Genomic DNA, 19,166 nt, shown 5'->3' on the forward strand with positions numbered 1-19,166 from the left:
GGCAGTGACGGAGACGGGCGGGCAGTGAGCGAACGGCTGAGCAGGCGCGGTACGACGATCGACGGGTTCCGCGTCCTGGGGGTGGCGATCCGCCGGGAGCCGTGGATCTTCACCCTGTCGACCATCGGCAGCGTGCTCTTCGGCGCGCTGACGGTCGCGGACGCCTGGGTGCTCGGCTGGGCGACCGACCACGTCGTGCTGCCGGCCTTCGACGACGGCGAGACCCGCTCCGGCCTCGTCGTCGCGGTCCTCGCGCTCTTCCTCGGCGTCGCGCTGCTGCGTGCGGTCGGCATCGTCGCCCGCCGCCTCGGCGCCGGCATCATGCAGTACCGCATGCAGGCCCACAGCCGCCGCGCCGTGACCCGCCAGTACCTCGCGCTCCCGATGTCGTGGCACCAGCGCCACCCGACCGGACAGCTGCTCTCCAACGCCAACTCCGACGTCGAGGCCGCCTGGGGCCCGATCGCGCCGCTGCCGATGGCGGTCGGCACCATCGCGATGATGGTGATCGCCGTCGCCCAGATGTTCCTCACCGACTGGGTGCTCGCGCTGGTCGGCATGCTCGTCTTCCCCGCGGTCGTGCTCGCCAACCTCGCCTACCAGCGCCTCGCCTCGCCGCTGATGACCAAGGCCCAGCAGCTCCGCGCCGAGCTCAGCGAGGTCGCCCACGAGTCCTTCGACGGCGCGATGGTCGTCAAGACCCTCGGCCGGGAGCGCGAGGAGACGGACCGGTTCGCGGCCAAGGCCGCCGAGCTCCGCGACGTCAACATCCGCGCCGGCCGGATCCGCGCGGCCTTCGACCCGACCCTCGCGGCGCTGCCCAACCTCGGTGTCCTCGTGGTGCTCGCCGTCGGCGTGGAGCGGGTGCTGCACGGCGCGACCGACCCCGGTGACGTGGTCACCGTCGCCTACCTGCTCACGGTCGTGTCCTTCCCGATCCGGTCGATCGGCTGGCTGCTCGGCGAGTTCCCCCGCAGCGTGGTCGGCTACCAGCGGGTCCGCAGCGTCCTGCGGGCGCGTGGCGAGATGCCCTATGGCGTGGAGCGGCTCGTGCCGGGCGAGGGCGGTGCCCGGCTGCGGGTCGAGCACCTGCGCTTCCGCCACGACCCCGACCAGCGCCTGCTCGACGACGTCGACTTCGACGTCGAGCCCGGCCGCACGGTCGCGGTCGTCGGCGCCACCGCCTCCGGCAAGAGCACCCTCACCGACCTGCTGACCCGGCTGGTCGACCCCGAGGACGGCCGGGTCCTGCTCGACGGCGTCGACCTGCGCGACCTCGCCCACGGTGAGCTCGCGACCGCGGTCGCGCTGGTCCCGCAGACCGCGTTCCTCTTCGACGACACGGTCCGCGGCAACGTCACCCTCGGCGCCGACGTCTCCGACGACGACGTGTGGGCCGCACTCCGCGCCGCGCAGGCCGACGGCTTCGTCGCGGCGCTGTCCGACGGCCTCGACACGCGGCTCGGGGAGCGCGGCACCTCCCTGTCCGGGGGTCAGCGGCAGCGGATCTCGCTGGCCCGCGCGCTCGTGCGCCGGCCCCGGCTGCTGATCCTCGACGACGCCACCTCCGCGGTCGACCCGGAGGTCGAGGCCCGCATCCTCGAGGCGCTCCGCTCCGGCGACCGCGACACCACGCTGGTCGTCGTCGCCTACCGCAAGGCCACCATCGGGCTCGCCGACGAGGTGGTCCACCTCGACGACGGTCGGGTGGTCGACCGCGGCAGCCACGAGGCGCTGCTGGCCCGCAACCCGGCGTACGCCGAGCTGGTCAACGCCTACGAGCAGCACGACGAGCTGGTCGGGGAGGTGTCGTCGTGAGCACCACCGCGACCCTCGGGACCACCGTCGACGAGGGCGCCGAGATCGGCGCCATCGCCACCGTCCGCCGCGGCATCCAGGTCTCGCCCGAGCTCAAGGACGGCCTCGGTCGCACCCTCGTCCTCGCGGTGATCGCCTCGGCCGGCCAGGTCGTGGTGCCGATCGCCATGCAGCAGACCCTCGACCGGGGCATCAACGGGTCGGGCGGTCCCGACGTCTCGTTCGTGGTGCTCATGGGCGTCGTGTCCGCGCTCGCGATCGGGCTGACCAGCCTGGCGTCGTACCTCATGACCGCCCGGCTCTTCACCTCCTCCGAGCGAGGGCTCGCGACGCTGCGGGTGAAGGCGTTCCGCCACGTGCACGACCTGCCGCTGCTGACCCAGAACACGGAGCGCCGCGGCGCGCTCGTCTCGCGCGTCACGAGCGACGTCGACCAGGTCAGCCAGTTCCTGGTCTTCGGTGGCCTGCTGCTCGTGGTCAGCGTCGGGCAGGTGCTCGTCGCGACCGTGGTGATGGCCGTCTACAGCTGGCAGCTGACCCTGGTGGTGTGGGTGTGCTTCGCGCCGCTCTTCCTCTCGATCCGCTACTTCCAGCGCAAGCTCTCCGCGGCCTACGGCGTGGTCCGGCGGCAGGTGGCCGTGATGCTCTCGGCGATCTCCGAGCCGGTGGTCGGCGCGGCCGTGGTCAAGTCCTACGCGATCGAGCAGCGCACGCAGGAGCGGATCGACACCGCCATCGACGAGTACAAGTCGGCCAGCACCCAGGCGCAGAAGTTCACCGTCGTGTCGTTCTCCCTCGGCGGCATCTCGGCCGGCCTGGCCAACGCCGGCGTGCTGCTGATCGGCATCTGGCTCGGCTTCGCCGGCGAGGTCACGGCCGGCACGGTGCTGGCGTTCGCCTTCCTGGTCACGCTCTTCGTCGGGCCGGTCCAGATGGGCACCCAGATCCTCACCGACGCCCAGAACGCCCTGGTCAGCTGGCGCCGGGTGATCGGCATCCTCGACACCCCGGCCGACCTGGTCGACCCGGGGGAGTCGGGCCAGGAGCTCCCGGACCGCGCCGTCGACGTCCGCTTCGACGACGTCACGTTCGCCTACCCGGGTGGCCCGCCGGTGCTGCGCGACGTCGACCTCGAGATCGCCGCCGGCACCCGCCTGGCGGTGGTCGGCGAGACCGGGTCGGGCAAGTCCACGATCGCCAAGCTGCTGACCCGCCTGATGGACCCGACCTCCGGGGCGGTCCTGCTCGACGGGATCGACCTGCGCGAGGTGCGCCAAGTCTCGCTGCGCCGCAGCGTGGTGCTGGTGCCGCAGGAGGGCTTCCTCTTCGACGACACCGTCGCCGCCAACGTCCGCTACGGCCGTCTCGACGCCACCGCGGAGCAGATCCTGACCGCCGCCGACGAGCTCGGCCTCGGCGACTGGGTCGCCGGCCTCCCGGCCGGCATCGACACCCGGGTCGGTCAGCGCGGCGAGTCGCTGTCCGCGGGGGAGCGGCAGCTCGTCGCGCTGCTGCGCGCCCAGCTCGCGGACCCCGACCTGCTCGTCCTCGACGAGGCGACCAGCGCGGTCGACCCGGCCCTGGAGATGCGCATCGGCCGGGCCCTCGAGCGGCTCATGACCGGCCGCACCTCGGTCACCATCGCCCACCGCCTCTCGACGGCCGAGAACGCCGACGAGGTCGTCGTCGTCGACCGCGGCCGGATCGTCCAGCGCGGCCCGCACGCCGTGCTCGTCGTCCAGGAGGGGTCCGTCTACGCGGGCCTGCATGCCAGCTGGGTCAGCCAGCAGGGGACAATCGGGAGGTGACCTCCGTGCTCGACCCCGCCATCGCCGCCCGCCTCAAGCGCACCGCCGACGGGCTGGTGCCCGCGATCGTGCAGCAGCACGACACCGGCGAGGTGCTGATGCTGGGCTGGATGGACGATGAGGCGCTGCAGCGCACGCTCACGACGGGACGCGCGACCTACTGGAGCCGCTCCCGCCAGGAGTACTGGATCAAGGGCGACACCTCCGGCCACGTCCAGTGGGTCAAGGACGTCCGGCTCGACTGCGACGGCGACACCCTGCTGGTCAAGGTCGACCAGGTCGGCGCCGCCTGCCACACCGGCGACCGCACCTGCTTCGACGCCGACGGGCTGCTCGCCGATGGCTGACCCGCGCCGGCGCACCTTCGGTCCGACCGTCCTGGTCGGTCTCGCGGGCGCGGGGCTCGCGGCCGTCTCCGGCAACCGAGCGGCCGCGACGGTGTCCAGCACCAACGACGACGGCGACACCGGCACCGCGCTGTCGTTGGTCCAGCACGACGCGCACCAGCCGCTCGTCACCGCGCTCGGCCTCGTCGTGCTGGCCTGCTGGGGTGTGGTGCTGGTGACCCGCGGCCGCGTCCGTCGCGTCGTCGCCGTGCTGGCGGTCGTGGCGTCCGCGGGCGCGTTGGTGGCGGCCGTGTCCGGCCTGGTGACCGAGCCCGGCCGGCTCCACGACGCCGTCATGGATCTCGGGGCCACCGGCGTCGACACCCGACCGACCGCCTGGGCCGTGGCCGCCGTGGTCGGCTCGCTCCTGGCGGTGCTGGCCGGCCTCCGGGCGGTGCGGCACGCGCCGTCGTGGCCGGAGATGGGGGCGCGCTACGACGCACCGGGTGGGGCCGACGTACCGGACAAGGCTCCGGAGGAGCAGAGCAATCTCGACCTCTGGAAGGCCATGGACGAGGGTCGTGACCCCACGGCCTGACCCTCGCCCCTAGACTGACCGCGTTCGATCACGCACGCACCGAGGAGCCCCATGTCTGACAACCACGGCAACACCCCTGCGGCCTGGACGTTCGTCACGCTCGCGATGCTGGGGTTCGTGGTCGGCGGGGTGGCGATGCTGCTCAGCCCGATCAACTGGGTGATCTTCTGGGTCGGCGTCGGCCTGTGCGTCCTGTCGCTGATCGTCTTCCCGGTGATGGCCAAGCTCGGCTACCACAACGCCGAGCACTGACCCGGCCGCTCCCATGACCGCCACCGCGCCGCCGCCGGTCCTCGAGACCGAGGCCGCGACGCGCTGGCAGCGGGTCCGGCCGCCGGCCCTGATGATCGGCGGGCTCGGCCTGGTCACGCTCGCGCTGCGGCTGCGCGACCCCCACGCGCACGGCTCCTGGGGTCTGTGCCCGAGCGCCGCGATGGGCATCTACTGCCCGGGCTGCGGTGGCCTCCGCGCGGTCAACGACCTCACGCACGGCGATGTGGCCGGCGCGGCGTCGAGCAACCTGATGCTCGTGCTCGCGCTGCCGGTGGTGGTGTTCATCCTGGCCCGGTGGGCGGTCGACAGCTGGACCGGACGCCAGCGGGAGCACCACCCGAGGCTGGTCCTCGGGGTGACCGTCGGCTACCTCGCGGCGCTGGCGGTCTTCACGGTGCTGCGCAACCTGCCGGCGGGCGCCTGGCTCGCGCCCTGACGCCCGCCGACGGTCACTCGATCAGCTGCTGTACTCGAAGTCGGTGTCGATCGCACCCGACGCGGCGAGGATCAGCACGATGACGATCAGGGCGAGCGCGACCGCGCCGCAGATGATGCCCGCGAGCGCCATGCCGGCGCCCTTGAGCGCGCCGGAGCTGGTGGCGATGTCCTTGCGCGCGAGCACGCCGAAGACGATGCCGAGGATGCCGAGCACCACACCGAGCGGCCAGCAGCACACCATCGGCAGGCTCACGATGCCCGTGACGAGCGAGGTGATCGCCTTGCCGGAGTTCTTCGGCGGCATGCCGCCGGCCGGCGGCACCGGCGCGCCGTACTGCGGCGGCGGGGGAGGCGGTTCGGAGTAGCTCACAGGTAGAACCCTTCGTCGAGGCCGTCCGTCTGCCGGCCGTTGGGCGGGACACTACCCATACCGCGACGGTCCGACGCGGAGCCCGAGCCCGGCAGGTGAACGCCGACGACGGCGGGCCTACGGCCGCGTGAAACACTGGTGCCATGTCCGTGCTCGACGAGATCGTGGCCGGCGTCCGGGTCGACCTCGCCGAGCGGGAGGCGGCCACCACGCTCGCCGACCTGCGTGCCGCCCTGGCCGACGTCGACCCGCCGCGCGACCCGATGCCGCACTTCCGGGCGCCCGGGTCCAGCGTCATCGCCGAGGTCAAGCGCCGCAGCCCGAGCAAGGGCGACCTCGCCGACATCCCGGACCCCGCCGAGCTCGCGCAGCAGTACGCCGCGGGTGGCGCGGCCGCGATCAGCGTGCTGACCGAGCGGCGCCGCTTCGGCGGCAGCCTCGACGACCTCCGTGCCGTGCGCGCCGCGGTCGACACCCCGATCCTCCGCAAGGACTTCATCGTCACCAGCTACCAGCTGGTCGAGGCGCGCGCCGCCGGAGCCGACCTGGCCCTGCTGATCGTGGCTGCGCTCGACGACGACACCCTGCGTCGGCTCCACGACGAGGCCCGCGAGCTCGGCCTCACCGTGCTCGTCGAGGTCCACGACGAGGCCGAGACCGAGCGGGCCGTCGCGCTGGGCGCAGAGCTGGTCGGCGTCAACGCGCGCAACCTCAAGACGCTGGAGATCCACGACGACACCTTCGGGCGGCTCGCGCCGCTCGTCCCGGACGACCGGGTCAAGGTCGCCGAGAGCGGCATCTTCGGGCCCGTCGACGTCAAGCGGTTCGTGGGCGAGGGCGCCCGCGCCGTGCTCGTCGGCGAGGCGCTGGTGAAGGACGGCGACCCGCAGGCCGCGGTCGCCGCGATGACAGGAGTAGGGGCATGACGACGACGCCATCGTCTCGTTTCGGCGCCGATGAGCGGGGGTGGTTCGGTGACTTCGGCGGGCGGTTCATGCCCGAGGCCCTGGTCTCCGCCCTGGACGAGCTCACGGTGGCGTGGCAGGAGGCCATGGCCGACCCGACGTTCGTCGCCGACTTCGAGAAGATCCTCCGCGAGTACGCCGGCATCCCCAGCCCGCTCTACCACGCGGAGCGGCTCAGCGAGCGTGTCGGCGCCCGGATCCTGCTCAAGCGCGAGGACCTCAACCACACCGGCGCCCACAAGATCCGCAACGTCCTCGGCCAGGCGCTGCTGACCAAGAGGATGGGCAAGTCCCGCGTGATCGCCGAGACCGGCGCCGGCCAGCACGGCGTCGCGAGCGCGACGGCGGCGGCGTACTTCGGCCTCGACTGCACCGTCTACATGGGCTCGGTCGACACCAAGCGCCAGGCGCTCAACGTGGCCCGCATGCACCTGCTCGGCGCCAAGGTGGTCGCGGTCGACTCCGGCAGCGCGACGCTGAAGGACGCGATCAACGAGGCGCTGCGCGACTGGGTCGCGAGCGTCGACCACACCGCCTACCTCTTCGGCACGGCCGCCGGGCCGCACCCCTTCCCGAGCATGGTCCGCGAGTTCTGCCGCGGCATCGGCGACGAGGCGCGCGCCCAGTGCCTGGAGCAGTACGGCGTCCTGCCCGACGCGATCGCCGCGTGCGTGGGCGGCGGCTCCAACGCGATCGGGCTGTTCACCGCTTTCCTCGAGGACGAGGACGTCGACATCTACGGCTTCGAGGCCGGTGGCGACGGCTTCGAGACCGGCCGCCACGCCGCGACCATCTACGCCGGTGACCGCGGCGTGCTGCACGGCGCCCGCACGTTCGTGCTCCAGGACGAGGACGGCCAGACCATCGAGTCCCACTCGATCTCGGCGGGTCTCGACTACCCGGGGGTCGGCCCGCAGCACTCCTTCCTCGCCGACATCGGCCGGGCGACGTACCTGCCCGCGACCGACGCCGAGGCGATGGATGCGATGGCGCTGCTGGCCCGCACCGAGGGCATCATCCCCGCGGTCGAGTCGGCGCACGCGCTCGCAGGTGCGCTCAAGCTGGCCGAGGAGCGTCCGGGGCAGACGATCCTGGTCAACCTGTCCGGCCGCGGCGACAAGGACATGGGCACCGCCCTGGAGTACTTCCGGCTCGGCCAGGCCGACGCCGAGACGGGTGACCCCGCATGAGCGTCAGCACCGCCTTCGAGAAGGCCCGGGTCGACGGTCGCGCCGCGCTCGTGGGCTACCTGCCCGCGGGCTACCCGGACGTCCAGGGCGGCATCGACGGCCTGCTCGCGATGGTCGAGGCCGGCTGCGACGTCATCGAGATCGGCCTGCCCTACAGCGACCCGGTCATGGACGGCCCGATCATCCAGGCCGCCGCCCAGCAGGCACTCGAGCGTGGGGTCCGCACCGCCGACGTGCTCCGCACCGTCGAGGCCGTCGCCGCCACCGGCACCCCCACCCTCGTGATGACCTACTGGAACCCCGTCGCGCGCTACGGCGTCGAGCGGTTCGCGACCGATCTCGCCAACGCCGGGGGAGCGGGCCTGATCACCCCCGACATCACGCCCGACTTCGCCGAGGACTGGATCGCGGCGGCGGACGCCCACGACCTCGACAAGGTCTTCCTGGTCTCGCCGTCGTCGACCGACGCACGGATCGCGATGACCACCGCCGCGTCGCGCGGCTTCGTCTACGCGACCGGCATCATGGGCGTGACCGGCACGGCCCAGGCGACCGCCGCGGGAGTCGCGCCGCTCATCGCCCGGACCAAGGCCACCACCGACCTCCCCGTCGGCGTCGGCGTCGGCGTCAGCACCGGCGACCAGGCCGCCGAGCTCGCGACGTACGCCGACGGCGTCATCGTCGGCTCGGCTTTCGTGCGCCGCCTGCTCGACCACCCCGACGACCGCGCCGCCGGCCTCCGCGCCCTCACCGAGCTGACCGCGGACCTCGCGGCCGGGGTACGGCGTGCGTAGGACCGTTCTCACACTCCTCGCCGGTCTGCTCGTCACGCTCACCGCCTGCGGCGGCAGCGCCGACGGGGGAGCGTTGCACGCGACCGAGCTGGACCCGCCGTTCCAGGCCTCGTCGATCGCGCTCACCGACACGAGCGGTGCGCCGTACTCCCTGACGAAGGACGCGGACGCGGACCTGACGCTGGTCTTCTTCGGCTACACCCACTGCCCCGACATCTGCCAGATCGTGATGGGCAACCTCTCCTCGGCGATGACCCGGCTCGACGAGGCCGACCGCAAGCGCACCACGGTCGTCTTCATCACCACCGACCCGGCCCGCGACACCTCGAGCGTGCTGAAGACCTACCTCTCGCACTTCGACCCGTCGTTCACCGGCCTGACCGGCGACCTCGACGACATCGTCGCGGTCGGGAAGCCCTTCGCCGTGGGCGTGAGCCAGGGTGACAAGCTGCCCTCCGGCGGCTACGACGTCACCCACGGCACGACGATCACGGGCATGGAGCCGGGCGGGAAGGCGCCGGAGTTCTGGGACCAGGACACCTCGTCGGCCCAGTTCGCCTCCGACATCCACGAGCTGCTGAACCCATGAACGAGGACTCATGACGCTGCTGTCCATCCCGAGCCCCTCCTCGGGAGTCTGGTACCTCGGGCCGCTGCCGATCCGTGGCTACGCCCTGGCGATCATCCTCGGCATCGTCGCCGCGATCTGGATCGGCGAGCGCCGCTGGATGGCCCGCGGGGGTCGCGCCGGCGAGATCCAGGACATCGCGTTGTGGGCGGTGCCGTTCGGCCTGGTCGGCGGTCGGCTCTACCACGTGATCACCGACCACGACCTCTACTTCGGCTCCGGCCAGCACCCCATCGACGCGCTCTACGTGTGGCGCGGCGGCCTGGGGGTGTGGGGCGCCGTCGGGCTCGGCGCGGTCGGCGCGATCATCGGCGCCCGCCGCCGTGGCATCAAGCTGCTCCCGGTGCTCGACGCGATGGCGCCCGGGGTGCTGATCGCCCAGGCGATCGGCCGCTGGGGCAACTGGTTCAACCAGGAGCTCTTCGGCAAGCCCACCGACCTGCCGTGGGCGCTCTCGGTCAGCGACGACACCGCGCTCGACCTCGGCTACCCGCCCGGCACGACCTTCCACCCGACGTTCCTCTACGAGTGCCTGTGGTGCCTGGCCGGCTTCGCCGTCCTCGTCTGGGCGGACCGGCGCTTCAAGCTCGGTCACGGCCGGGTGGTCGCGCTCTACATCATGATCTACACCGCCGGCCGCGGCTGGATCGAGATGCTGCGCATCGACAACGTCGAGCTCAAGGACGTCTTCGGCCTGCGCCTCAACGTCTGGACCTCGATCGTCCTCTTCGTGGCCGCGCTCGTCTGGTTCGTGGTCAGCGCCAGGCGACAGCCCGGCCGTGAGGCGCGGGTGTACGACGAGGGCCGCGCCCCCGGCGACGAGCCGGACGGCGAGACCCCGGGCGGGACGGACGACACGCCGGGCGACACGCCGGGCGACAAGCGGGGCGACACGCCCGACGACCCGGTCGTCGAGCCCGCCACGGACACTGGTCAGGAGCACCCCTGATCCGGTGATAGCCTGATCCTTCGGTAGGGCCAATGTCGTCCCCTGGCCGCTTTCGAATCTGCATTTCGATCCGCTCGCGCAGGCCCGACAACGTTGTGGGGCTTCGCAGCGCTGAGACGACGGGAGAACCCGGTGCCGTACTCGCACGCGTTCCCGCCGGCCCAAGGGCTGTATGACCCCCGCCACGAGAAGGACGCCTGCGGCGTCGCCTTCGTGGCCACGCTGACGGGCATCGCCAGTCACGACATCGTCAAGCAGGGCATCCAGGCCCTGCGCAACCTCGACCACCGCGGTGCCGCGGGCGCCGAGGTCAACACCGGCGACGGCGCCGGCATCCTGCTGCAGGTCCCCGACGAGTTCCTGCGCGCGGTCGTCGACTTCCCGCTGCCGCCGCAGCACGCCTACGCCGTCGGCACCGCGTTCCTCCCCGGTGACGCCGAGCAGGTCAAGAAGACCCGCCAGCGGATCGAGGAGATCGCCGCCGAGGAGGGCCTGACCGTCCTCGGCTGGCGCGAGGTCCCCACCGACCCCTCCGAGCTCGGCGGCATGGCGCTCGGCGTGATGCCCGCCTTCGTCCAGCTCTTCGTCGCCGGCAACGGCTCCCGGGTGACCGGGATGGCGCTCGAGCGGCTCGCCTTCTGCCTGCGCAAGCGGGCCGAGCGGGAGACCGACGTCTACTTCCCGTCGCTGTCGTCGCGGACCCTGGTCTACAAGGGCATGCTGACGACCGACCAGCTCGACCACTTCTTCCCCGACCTGCTCGACGAGCGCGTCACCTCGGCGATGGCCGTGGTCCACTCGCGCTTCTCGACCAACACCTTCCCGAGCTGGCCGCTGGCCCACCCGTTCCGGTTCATCGCCCACAACGGCGAGATCAACACCGTGATGGGCAACCGCAACTGGATGCGCGCCCGTGAGGCGCTGCTCGCCTCGGACGTGATCCCGGGCGACCTGGAGCGGCTCTACCCGATCTGCACCCCGGAGGCGTCCGACTCGGCGTCCTTCGACGAGGTGCTCGAGCTGCTGCACATGGGCGGCCGCTCGCTGCCCCACTCGGTGCTGATGATGATCCCGGAGGCCTGGGAGAACCACGGCGAGATGGACGCCAAGCGGCGCGCCTTCTACGAGTTCCACTCCGCGCTCATGGAGCCGTGGGACGGCCCCGCGTGCGTGGTCTTCACCGACGGCTCGCAGATCGGCGCGGTCCTGGACCGCAACGGGCTGCGCCCCTCCCGCTTCTGGGTGACCGACGACGGTCTCGTCGTGCTCGCCTCCGAGGTCGGCGTCCTCGACATCGACCCCGCGAAGGTGGTCCGCAAGGGCCGGCTCCAGCCGGGCCGGATGTTCCTCGTCGACACCGACGAGCACCGGATCATCGAGGACGAGGAGATCAAGGCCGAGCTCGCCGCGGAGCACCCGTACGACGAGTGGCTGCACGCCGGCCTGATCAACCTCAACGACGTGCCCGACCGCGAGCACATCATCCACACGCACGCCTCGGTCACCCGCCGTCAGCAGGTCTTCGGCTACACCGAGGAGGAGCTGCGGGTCATCCTCACGCCGATGGCCAACTCCTCGGCCGAGCCGATCGGCTCGATGGGCACCGACACGCCCATCGCGTCGCTCAGCGAGAAGCCGCGGCTGATCTTCGACTACTTCAGCCAGCTCTTCGCCCAGGTCACCAACCCGCCGCTCGACGCGATCCGCGAGGAGCTCGTCACCTCGCTGGCCGGCACCATCGGGCCGGAGTCCAACCTGCTCGAGCCGGCGCCCGCGTCCTGCCGCATGGTGGTGCTGCCCTTCCCGGTCATCTCCAACGACGACCTCGCGAAGATCCGCCACATCAACCGTGACGGCGACATGCCGGGCTTCATCACCCACGTCGCGCGCGGCCTCTACCCGGTCGAGGGTGGCGGCGCCGCGATGGCCGAGCGGATCGACGAGATCTGCCAGGAGGTCTCGGCGGCGATCGCCGACGGCGCCCGCGTCATCGTGCTGTCCGACCGGCACTCCACCGCCGAGCTCGCGCCGATCCCGTCGCTGCTGCTCACCGGTGCCGTGCACCACCACCTGGTCCGCGAGAAGACCCGCACCCAGGTCGGCCTCCTCGTCGAGGCCGGCGACGTCCGCGAGGTCCACCACGTCGCCCTGCTCGTCGGGTACGGCGCGGCCGCGGTCAACCCCTACCTCGCCATGGAGTCCGTCGAGGACCTCGCCCGCGAGGGCTACTACGTCTCGACCGAGCCCGAGCAGGCCGTCAAGAACCTCATCAAGGCGCTCGGCAAGGGCGTGCTCAAGGTGATGTCGAAGATGGGCGTCTCGACGGTCGCGTCCTACACCGGTGCCCAGATCTTCGAGTCGGTCGGGCTCTCGCAGGCGGTCGTCGACAAGTACTTCACCGGCACCACCTCCAAGCTCGGCGGCGTCGAGCTCGAGACGATCGCCGAGGAGGTCGCGCGCCGGCACGCCACGGCGTACCCGCGCGGCGGCATCTCCCCGGCGCACCGCGAGCTCGAGATCGGCGGCGAGTACCAATGGCGCCGCGAGGGCGAGCCGCACCTCTTCGACCCCGAGACGGTCTTCCGGCTGCAGCACTCCACCCGCACCGGCCGCTACGACATCTTCAAGCAGTACACCGCCCGCGTGGACGACCAGGCGAAGCGGCTGATGACGCTGCGCGGCCTGTTCCGCCTCAAGGGCGCCGACGAGGCCGGCCGGCAGCCGATCCCGATCGAGGAGGTCGAGCCCGTCTCCGCGATCGTCAAGCGCTTCTCGACCGGCGCGATGTCCTACGGGTCCATCTCGAAGGAGGCGCACGAGAACCTCGCGATCGCGATGAACCGGCTGGGCGCGAAGTCCAACACCGGTGAGGGCGGCGAGGACCCCGAGCGGCTCTACGACCCGGAGCGCCGCAGCTCGATCAAGCAGGTCGCCTCGGGCCGCTTCGGCGTGACGTCGGAGTACCTCACGAACGCCGACGACATCCAGATCAAGATGGCGCAGGGCGCCAAGCCCGGCGAGGGCGGGCAGCTGCCCGGCAACAAGGTCTACCCGTGGGTGGCCAAGACCCGGCACTCCACGCCGGGCGTCGGCCTGATCAGCCCGCCGCCGCACCACGACATCTACTCGATCGAGGACCTGGCGCAGCTGATCCACGACCTCAAGAACGCCAACCCGCAGGCCCGCGTCCACGTGAAGCTGGTCTCCGAGGTCGGCGTCGGGACGGTCGCGGCGGGCGTCTCGAAGGCGCACGCCGACGTGGTGCTGATCTCCGGCCACGACGGCGGCACGGGCGCGGCCCCGCTGACCTCGCTCAAGCACGCCGGCGGCCCCTGGGAGCTCGGCCTCGCCGAGACCCAGCAGACCCTGATCCTCAACGGCCTGCGCGACCGGATCGTCGTGCAGACCGACGGTCAGCTCAAGACCGGTCGCGACGTCGTCGTCGCCGCGCTCCTGGGTGCGGAGGAGTTCGGCTTCGCGTCGGCGCCCCTGGTGGTCTCCGGCTGCATCATGATGCGGGTCTGCCACCTCGACACCTGCCCCGTGGGCGTCGCGACGCAGAACCCCGTCCTGCGCGAGCGCTTCAACGGCAAGCCCGAGTTCGTCGTCAACTTCTTCGAGTTCATCGCCGAGGAGGTCCGCGAGCTGCTGGCCGAGCTGGGCTTCCGCTCCATCGAGGAGGCGATCGGTCAGGTCGGCAGCCTCGACGCGGCCCAGGCGATCGACCACTGGAAGGCGTCGGGCCTCGACCTCACGCCGATGCTGCACCAGCCGGACCGCTCGGCGTTCCCGGAGCAGGACCTCTTCCGCACCAAGTCGCAGGACCACGGCCTGGAGAAGTCGCTCGACGTCACCGAGCTCGTCCCGCTGGCCCAGCCGGCGCTCGAGAGCGGCGAGCCGGTGCGCGCGCAGGTCGCGATCCGCAACGTCAACCGCACCGTCGGCACCATCCTCGGCCACGAGGTCACCAAGAAGTACGGCGGCGACGGCCTGCCCGACGGCACCATCGACCTGACCTTCCTCGGGTCGGCCGGCCAGTCCTTCGGCGCGTTCCTGCCGAAGGGCATCACCCTGCGGCTCGAGGGCGACGCCAACGACTACGTCGGCAAGGGCCTCTCGGGCGGCCGGATCGTGGTCCGACCCGACCGGGAGGCGACCTTCAACAGCAACGAGCAGATCATCGCCGGCAACACGATCGCGTACGGCGCGACCTCCGGCCAGATCTTCCTGCGCGGCGGGGTCGGGGAGCGGTTCGCCGTCCGCAACTCCGGCGCCCAGCTGGTCAACGAGGGCGTGGGCGACCACGGCTGCGAGTACATGACCGGTGGCCGCGTGGTCGTCCTGGGCAAGACCGGACGCAACTTCGCGGCCGGCATGTCCGGTGGCGTGGCCTGGGTCCTCGACCTCAAGCCGCACCGGGTCAACACCGAGCTCGTCGAGCTGTCGCCGGTCACCGGCGACGCCGCCGTCGAGCTCGAGGAGCTGGTGCGTGCCCACTTCGAGGAGACCGGCTCCCTCGTCGCCGAGGAGCTCCTCGGCGACTGGGAGACCGCGCTGACCCGCTTCACCGAGGTCATGCCCACCGACTACCGGAAGTCTCTCGAGGCGAAGGCCAAGGCGGAAGCCGACGGCCTCGACGAGAACCAGACCGCCCACGCGATGATGGAGGCACTTCATGGCTGACGGCCGACGTCACACTGTTCTTCCCGGCGGCGGCCGTCAGGCCATGAAGCAGGAGGTTCGGCATGGCTGATCCCCGCGGATTCCTGAAGGACGGGCGGCAGGTCGCCGAGCGACGCCCCGTCGAGGAGCGAGTGCAGGACTGGAACGAGGTCTACCCCGGCAGCGCCGGCCGGGCCCTGCTCCCGATCATCACCCAGCAGGCCGGGCGCTGCATGGACTGCGGCATCCCGTTCTGCCACCAGGGCTGCCCGCTCGGCAACATCATCCCCGAGTGGAACGACCTGGTCTGGCGGGACGACTGGGAGGGCGCGATCGAGCGCCTGCACGCGACCAACAACTTCCCGGAGTTCACCGGTCGCCTCTGCCCGGCCCCGTGCGAGACCGCCTGCGTCCTGGGCATCAACCAGGACCCGGTCACGATCAAGAACGTCGAGGTCACGATCATCGACAAGGCGTGGGACGCCGGCTACGTGCGGCCCCAGCCGCCGGAGTGGCTCTCGGGCCGCACGGTCGCCGTGATCGGCTCGGGCCCGGCGGGCCTGGCCGCGGCGCAGCAGCTCACCCGCGCGGGCCACACCGTCGCGGTCTACGAGCGCGCCGACAAGATCGGCGGCCTGCTGCGCTACGGCATCCCCGAGTTCAAGATGGAGAAGAAGCACCTCGACAAGCGCCTCGAGCAGATGCGCCGCGAGGGCACCGTCTTCCGGGCCGGCGTCGAGGTGGGGGAGACCCTCACCGGCGACCAGCTCCGCGACCGCTACGACGCCGTGGTGCTCGCGATGGGCTCCACCGAGGCTCGTGACCTCCCGGTCACCGGCCGCGAGCTCGGCGGCATCCACCAGGCGATGGAGTTCCTCCCGCAGGCCAACCGGGTCGCGCTCGGGGAGTCGGTCGAGGGCCAGATCACCGCCACCGGCAAGCACGTCGTGATCATCGGCGGCGGCGACACCGGTGCCGACTGCCTGGGCACCTCGACCCGTCAGGGGGCCGCGTCGATCACCCAGCTGGAGATCATGGGCGAGCCGCCGGCGGCCCGTCCCGCGAGCCAGCCGTGGCCGACGTACCCGATGATCTTCCGGGTCTCCTCCGCCCACGAGGAGGCCGGCGAGCGGGTCTACGCCGTCTCGACGAAGGAGTTCCTCGGCGACGAGGACGGCAACGTCCGGGCGCTGCGCCTGGTCGACGTGGTCTTCGAGGGGGGCAAGCTGACCGAGATCGAGGGCACCGAGCGCGAGATCCCGGCCGAGCTGGTGCTCTTCGCGATGGGCTTCGTCGGTCCCGAGAAGCCGGGCCTCGTCGAGCAGCTCGGCGTCGACCTCGACGAGCGAGGCAACGTCGCGCGCGACGCGTCCTTCCAGACCTCCGTCCCCGGCGTCTTCGTCGCCGGCGACGCCGGTCGTGGGCAGTCGCTGATCGTGTGGGCGATCGCCGAGGGGCGGGCCGCCGCGGCGGCGGTCGACCGGTTCCTGACCGGCGAGACCACGCTCCCGGCGCCGATCCAGCCGACGGACCGACCCCTGGTCGTCTGAGACGCTGACCCGGCAGGAACTTTCTGCCGGGTCGGCGTGGACGCCGGCGGTTAGGTCTTTGAAAGATCAAAGTCGCGGTAGGGTGAGGTACGTGCGTAGAGCCAAGATCGTCTGCACCCTGGGGCCCGCGACGTCCTCACCCCGCCGGATCCGCGAGCTGGTGTACGCCGGGATGGACGTCGCCCGGCTGAACATGAGCCACGGCGCCCACGAGGACCACGCCGAGGCCTACCGCCTCGTGCGGGAGGCCTCGGACGCGAGCGGCCACGGGGTCGGCATCTTCGCCGACCTCCAGGGGCCCAAGATCCGCCTCGAGACCTTCGCGGACGGGCCGGTCGTCCTCCACCGCGGCCAGCAGTGGACCATCACCACCCGCGACGTCCCCGGCGACGAGACCATCTGCGGCACGACGTACAAGGGGCTGCCCGGCGACGTCAACGTCGGCGACCCGCTCCTGATCGACGACGGCAAGGTCCGCCTCCGGGTGACCGGCGTCGAGGACGGCACCGACGTCCACACCGAGGTGCTGGTCGGCGGCAAGGTGTCCAACAACAAGGGCATCAACCTGCCCGGCGTGGCCGTGTCCGTGCCGGCGCTGTCGGAGAAGGACATCGAGGACCTGCGCTTCGCGCTCGGCCTCACCGTCGACTTCGTCGCGCTGAGCTTCGTCCGCGACGCCAAGGACGCCGAGGACGTGCGCCGGATCATGGACGAGGAGGGCGTGCACGTCCCCGTCATCGCCAAGATCGAGAAGCCGCAGGCGATCGACAACCTCGACGAGATCATCGCCGCGTTCGACGGCTTCATGGTCGCCCGCGGCGACCTCGGCGTGGAGTGCCCGCTCGAGGACGTGCCCTTCCTGCAGAAGCGGATCGTCGAGAAGGCCCGCCTCAACGCCAAGCCCGTGATCGTCGCGACCCAGATGCTGGAGTCGATGATCGGCAACCCCTCGCCGACCCGCGCCGAGGCCTCCGACGTCGCCAACGCCGTCCTCGACGGCGCCGACGCGGTGATGCTCTCCGGCGAGACCAGCGTGGGGGAGTACCCCGTCCACACCGTCGAGACGATGGCGCGGATCATCACCGCCACCGAGACCCACGCGCTGCAGGACGCCGAGCGCGTCGGCATGGCCGAGATCGACTGGGACCCGCACACCAACAGCGGCGTCATCGCCAAGGCGGCCGAGGAGGTCGCGGAGCGGGTCGGGGCCAAGTACGTCGTCGCCTTCACCCAGTCCGGCGACTCCGCGAAGCGGATGTCCCGCCTGCGCGGCCCGGTCCCGATCCTCGCCTTCACCCCGGTCGCCGCGGTCCGCTCGCAGCTGGCCCTGAGCTGGGGCGTCGAGACCTTCCTGACCGCCACCGTCGAGCACACCGACGAGATGGTGCGCCAGGTCGACGAGCAGCTGCTCCAGATCGGCCGGGTCACCGAGGGCGACCTGGTGGTCATCATCGCCGGCGCCCCTCCGGGCATCCCCGGCTCCACCAACGCACTCCGCATCCACCGGATGGGTGACGCCATCAACGAGGTCGCCCCGGCGTACAAGCGCTCTACGCGCGCATAGCACGCACCTCGCCGCGTTGTCGTCGGTCGGCGGCCAAACCCGGGCCGCCTCCCTCCTCCGCCTTGCGAGGCACGCACTCTGCGCACGTAGAGAGATGTGTGCCGGGTGTGGGATTCGAACCCACACGCCCTCTCGGACAGTGGTGTTTGAGACCACCGCGTCTGCCATTCCGCCAACCCGGCTGGGAGCGCGCCACACGGTACCGGAACGTCTGTCCGTTCCACGCCTTGGCCAAAGTCGAGCGACTCGCTACAGTTTGAGCATTCGGGATTCACGGGGTGCTCGGGACCAGGGAGATCGAGATGCGGATGCCATGGGATGGCTGGGTACGCCGGCTGGCCGGCAACGAGCGGGCGGTGGCCAACGCGCGGGCGGCGAGCGTGGAGCTCGGTCGGCGCCGGGTCGAGCGGGACGAGGTCGACCTCTACCTGCGCCAGCGGCTCGCGCCGGTGGTTCGCGCCGGCGCCGCGCCGCGACCTGCCTGATCGATCCTGGGGCGGGCACCCGCCCTGCCCCACAGCCCGGGCCGATACCCTGCTGCCCGTGAGCCAGCAGATCTCTCCCTCCGCCGCGGGCGGTGCCGTGCGCCGCGTCGTGATCGCCGAGGACGAGGTGCTCATCCGGATGGACCTCGCGGAGATGCTCACCGAGGAGGGGTACGACGTCGTCGGCCAGGCCGGCGACGGTGCCAAGGCCGTCGAGCTGGCCGAGGAGCTGCGCCCCGACCTGGTCATCCTCGACGTGAAGATGCCGGTCCTCGACGGGATCGCCGCGGCCGAGCAGATCGCCCACCAGCGGATCGCGCCGGTGGTCATCCTGACCGCGTTCTCGCAGCGCGACCTGGTCGAGCGGGCCCGCGACGCGGGTGCGATGGCCTACCTCGTGAAGCCGTTCACGCAGACCGACCTGGTGCCGGCGATCGAGATGGCGGTCAGCCGCTTCTCCGAGCTCTCGCAGCTGGAGTCCGAGGTCGCCGACCTCACCGAGCGGCTGGAGACCCGCAAGGCGGTCGACCGGGCCAAGAGCATCCTCCAGGAGCAGCTCAAGCTCTCCGAGCCGGAGGCGTTCCGCTGGATCCAGAAGACCGCGATGGACCTGCGCCTGTCGATGCGCCAGGTCGCGGACGGCGTGATCACGCACGGCCCCGGCATCGCCGGCTGACGGCACCGGGTGCCGTGTCGCCGGACGCACGTTTCTCCCAGATCACACTTCGGTAAAGCATCGCGTCGTACG

17 protein-coding genes and 1 tRNA gene are annotated in these 19,166 nt (G+C 71.6%); 16 read left to right on the forward strand and 2 right to left on the reverse strand.

Annotated features, from left to right (window positions below; translation table 11 throughout):
- Positions 1 to 24: 24 nt before the first annotated feature.
- The 6 genes from K8U61_RS01625 to K8U61_RS01650 are packed head-to-tail and all read left to right on the forward strand — an operon-like array spanning position 25 to position 5,259.
- On the forward strand, positions 25 to 1,818 hold the full coding sequence (locus tag K8U61_RS01625) for an ABC transporter ATP-binding protein (protein WP_224121215.1): 1,794 nt from the start codon (positions 25 to 27) through the stop codon (positions 1,816 to 1,818).
- Entirely contained in the window at positions 1,815 to 3,626 is a 1,812-nt protein-coding gene (locus K8U61_RS01630; RefSeq protein WP_224121216.1) for an ABC transporter ATP-binding protein, read from the forward strand. The genes K8U61_RS01625 and K8U61_RS01630 overlap by 4 nt, the downstream gene beginning before the upstream one ends.
- A complete protein-coding gene (hisI, locus tag K8U61_RS01635) occupies positions 3,623 to 3,973 on the forward strand; it encodes a phosphoribosyl-AMP cyclohydrolase (RefSeq protein ID WP_224121217.1) in 351 nt (116 codons plus the stop codon). Before K8U61_RS01630 ends, hisI begins: the two co-directional genes overlap by 4 nt.
- Positions 3,966 to 4,550: a Trp biosynthesis-associated membrane protein gene (locus K8U61_RS01640; protein ID WP_224121218.1), complete on the forward strand. Its 585-nt coding sequence runs from the start codon at positions 3,966 to 3,968 to the stop codon at positions 4,548 to 4,550. The genes hisI and K8U61_RS01640 overlap by 8 nt, the downstream gene beginning before the upstream one ends.
- A 51-nt stretch (positions 4,551 to 4,601) precedes the next feature.
- The gene (locus K8U61_RS01645; protein ID WP_224121219.1) at positions 4,602 to 4,802 is read left to right on the forward strand and encodes an HGxxPAAW family protein; all 201 of its coding nucleotides are present in this window, start codon (positions 4,602 to 4,604) and stop codon (positions 4,800 to 4,802) included.
- A gap of 13 nt (positions 4,803 to 4,815) precedes the next feature.
- Positions 4,816 to 5,259 carry a DUF2752 domain-containing protein gene (locus tag K8U61_RS01650; RefSeq protein WP_224121220.1) on the forward strand — a complete coding sequence of 148 codons (444 nt, stop codon included), beginning with the start codon at positions 4,816 to 4,818 and terminating at the stop codon, positions 5,257 to 5,259.
- Between the two features lie 21 nt (positions 5,260 to 5,280).
- Here K8U61_RS01650 and K8U61_RS01655 read toward each other — a convergent pair whose 3' ends face one another.
- Positions 5,281 to 5,631 (reverse strand): DUF4190 domain-containing protein, encoded by a 351-nt coding sequence (locus K8U61_RS01655; protein WP_224121221.1) that lies wholly within the window; start codon positions 5,629 to 5,631, stop codon positions 5,281 to 5,283.
- A 143-nt stretch (positions 5,632 to 5,774) separates the two neighbouring features.
- On the opposite strand from K8U61_RS01655, the gene trpC reads away from it, so the two are divergent.
- From trpC to pyk, 8 genes are all read left to right on the forward strand, one after another.
- Entirely contained in the window at positions 5,775 to 6,557 is a 783-nt protein-coding gene (trpC, locus tag K8U61_RS01660; protein ID WP_224121222.1) for an indole-3-glycerol phosphate synthase TrpC, read from the forward strand.
- On the forward strand, positions 6,554 to 7,786 hold the full coding sequence (gene trpB / locus K8U61_RS01665; RefSeq protein WP_224121223.1) for a tryptophan synthase subunit beta: 1,233 nt from the start codon (positions 6,554 to 6,556) through the stop codon (positions 7,784 to 7,786). Before trpC ends, trpB begins: the two co-directional genes overlap by 4 nt.
- Positions 7,783 to 8,580, forward strand: coding sequence for a tryptophan synthase subunit alpha (gene trpA, locus K8U61_RS01670; protein WP_224121224.1), 798 nt, complete (start codon positions 7,783 to 7,785; stop codon positions 8,578 to 8,580). The genes trpB and trpA overlap by 4 nt, the downstream gene beginning before the upstream one ends.
- Positions 8,573 to 9,169, forward strand: a complete 597-nt coding sequence (locus tag K8U61_RS01675) for an SCO family protein (RefSeq protein ID WP_224121225.1) — start codon at positions 8,573 to 8,575, stop codon at positions 9,167 to 9,169. Before trpA ends, K8U61_RS01675 begins: the two co-directional genes overlap by 8 nt.
- 10 nt (positions 9,170 to 9,179) lie before the next feature.
- The gene (gene lgt, locus K8U61_RS01680; protein ID WP_224121226.1) at positions 9,180 to 10,157 is read left to right on the forward strand and encodes a prolipoprotein diacylglyceryl transferase; all 978 of its coding nucleotides are present in this window, start codon (positions 9,180 to 9,182) and stop codon (positions 10,155 to 10,157) included.
- A gap of 132 nt (positions 10,158 to 10,289) precedes the next feature.
- Positions 10,290 to 14,840 (forward strand): glutamate synthase large subunit, encoded by a 4,551-nt coding sequence (gene gltB, locus K8U61_RS01685; protein WP_224121227.1) that lies wholly within the window; start codon positions 10,290 to 10,292, stop codon positions 14,838 to 14,840.
- Positions 14,841 to 14,902: 62 nt separating this feature from the next.
- On the forward strand, positions 14,903 to 16,369 hold the full coding sequence (locus tag K8U61_RS01690; RefSeq protein WP_224121228.1) for a glutamate synthase subunit beta: 1,467 nt from the start codon (positions 14,903 to 14,905) through the stop codon (positions 16,367 to 16,369).
- A 91-nt stretch (positions 16,370 to 16,460) separates the two neighbouring features.
- Positions 16,461 to 17,933: a pyruvate kinase gene (gene pyk / locus K8U61_RS01695; protein ID WP_224121229.1), complete on the forward strand. Its 1,473-nt coding sequence runs from the start codon at positions 16,461 to 16,463 to the stop codon at positions 17,931 to 17,933.
- 99 nt (positions 17,934 to 18,032) lie between these two features.
- On the opposite strand, the gene K8U61_RS01700 is transcribed toward pyk, so the two are convergent.
- Positions 18,033 to 18,115 (reverse strand) — tRNA-Leu (locus tag K8U61_RS01700).
- A 120-nt stretch (positions 18,116 to 18,235) separates the two neighbouring features.
- Here K8U61_RS01700 and K8U61_RS01705 point away from each other — a divergent pair.
- Together K8U61_RS01705 and K8U61_RS01710 are read left to right on the forward strand one after the other, a co-directional pair.
- The gene (locus K8U61_RS01705) at positions 18,236 to 18,418 is read left to right on the forward strand and encodes a hypothetical protein (protein WP_224121230.1); all 183 of its coding nucleotides are present in this window, start codon (positions 18,236 to 18,238) and stop codon (positions 18,416 to 18,418) included.
- Between the two features lie 58 nt (positions 18,419 to 18,476).
- Complete coding sequence (locus tag K8U61_RS01710; protein ID WP_224121231.1) at positions 18,477 to 19,094, forward strand: ANTAR domain-containing response regulator; 618 nt, start codon at positions 18,477 to 18,479, stop codon at positions 19,092 to 19,094.
- Positions 19,095 to 19,166: the final 72 nt, after the last annotated feature.

Origin of the sequence: Nocardioides mangrovi (assembly GCF_020073815.1) — a bacterium.
GTDB lineage: Bacteria > Actinomycetota > Actinomycetes > Propionibacteriales > Nocardioidaceae > Nocardioides > Nocardioides mangrovi.

Coding starts and splice junctions, on each gene's coding strand:
- K8U61_RS01640 (WP_224121218.1), top strand. CDS start 3,966: ATGGCTGACCCGCGCCGGCGCACCTTCGGTCCGACCGTCCTGGTCGGT.
- K8U61_RS01645 (WP_224121219.1), top strand. CDS start 4,602: ATGTCTGACAACCACGGCAACACCCCTGCGGCCTGGACGTTCGTCACG.
- K8U61_RS01650 (WP_224121220.1), top strand. CDS start 4,816: ATGACCGCCACCGCGCCGCCGCCGGTCCTCGAGACCGAGGCCGCGACG.
- trpC (WP_224121222.1), top strand. CDS start 5,775: ATGTCCGTGCTCGACGAGATCGTGGCCGGCGTCCGGGTCGACCTCGCC.
- trpB (WP_224121223.1), top strand. CDS start 6,554: ATGACGACGACGCCATCGTCTCGTTTCGGCGCCGATGAGCGGGGGTGG.
- trpA (WP_224121224.1), top strand. CDS start 7,783: ATGAGCGTCAGCACCGCCTTCGAGAAGGCCCGGGTCGACGGTCGCGCC.
- lgt (WP_224121226.1), top strand. CDS start 9,180: ATGACGCTGCTGTCCATCCCGAGCCCCTCCTCGGGAGTCTGGTACCTC.
- K8U61_RS01690 (WP_224121228.1), top strand. CDS start 14,903: ATGGCTGATCCCCGCGGATTCCTGAAGGACGGGCGGCAGGTCGCCGAG.
- K8U61_RS01705 (WP_224121230.1), top strand. CDS start 18,236: ATGCGGATGCCATGGGATGGCTGGGTACGCCGGCTGGCCGGCAACGAG.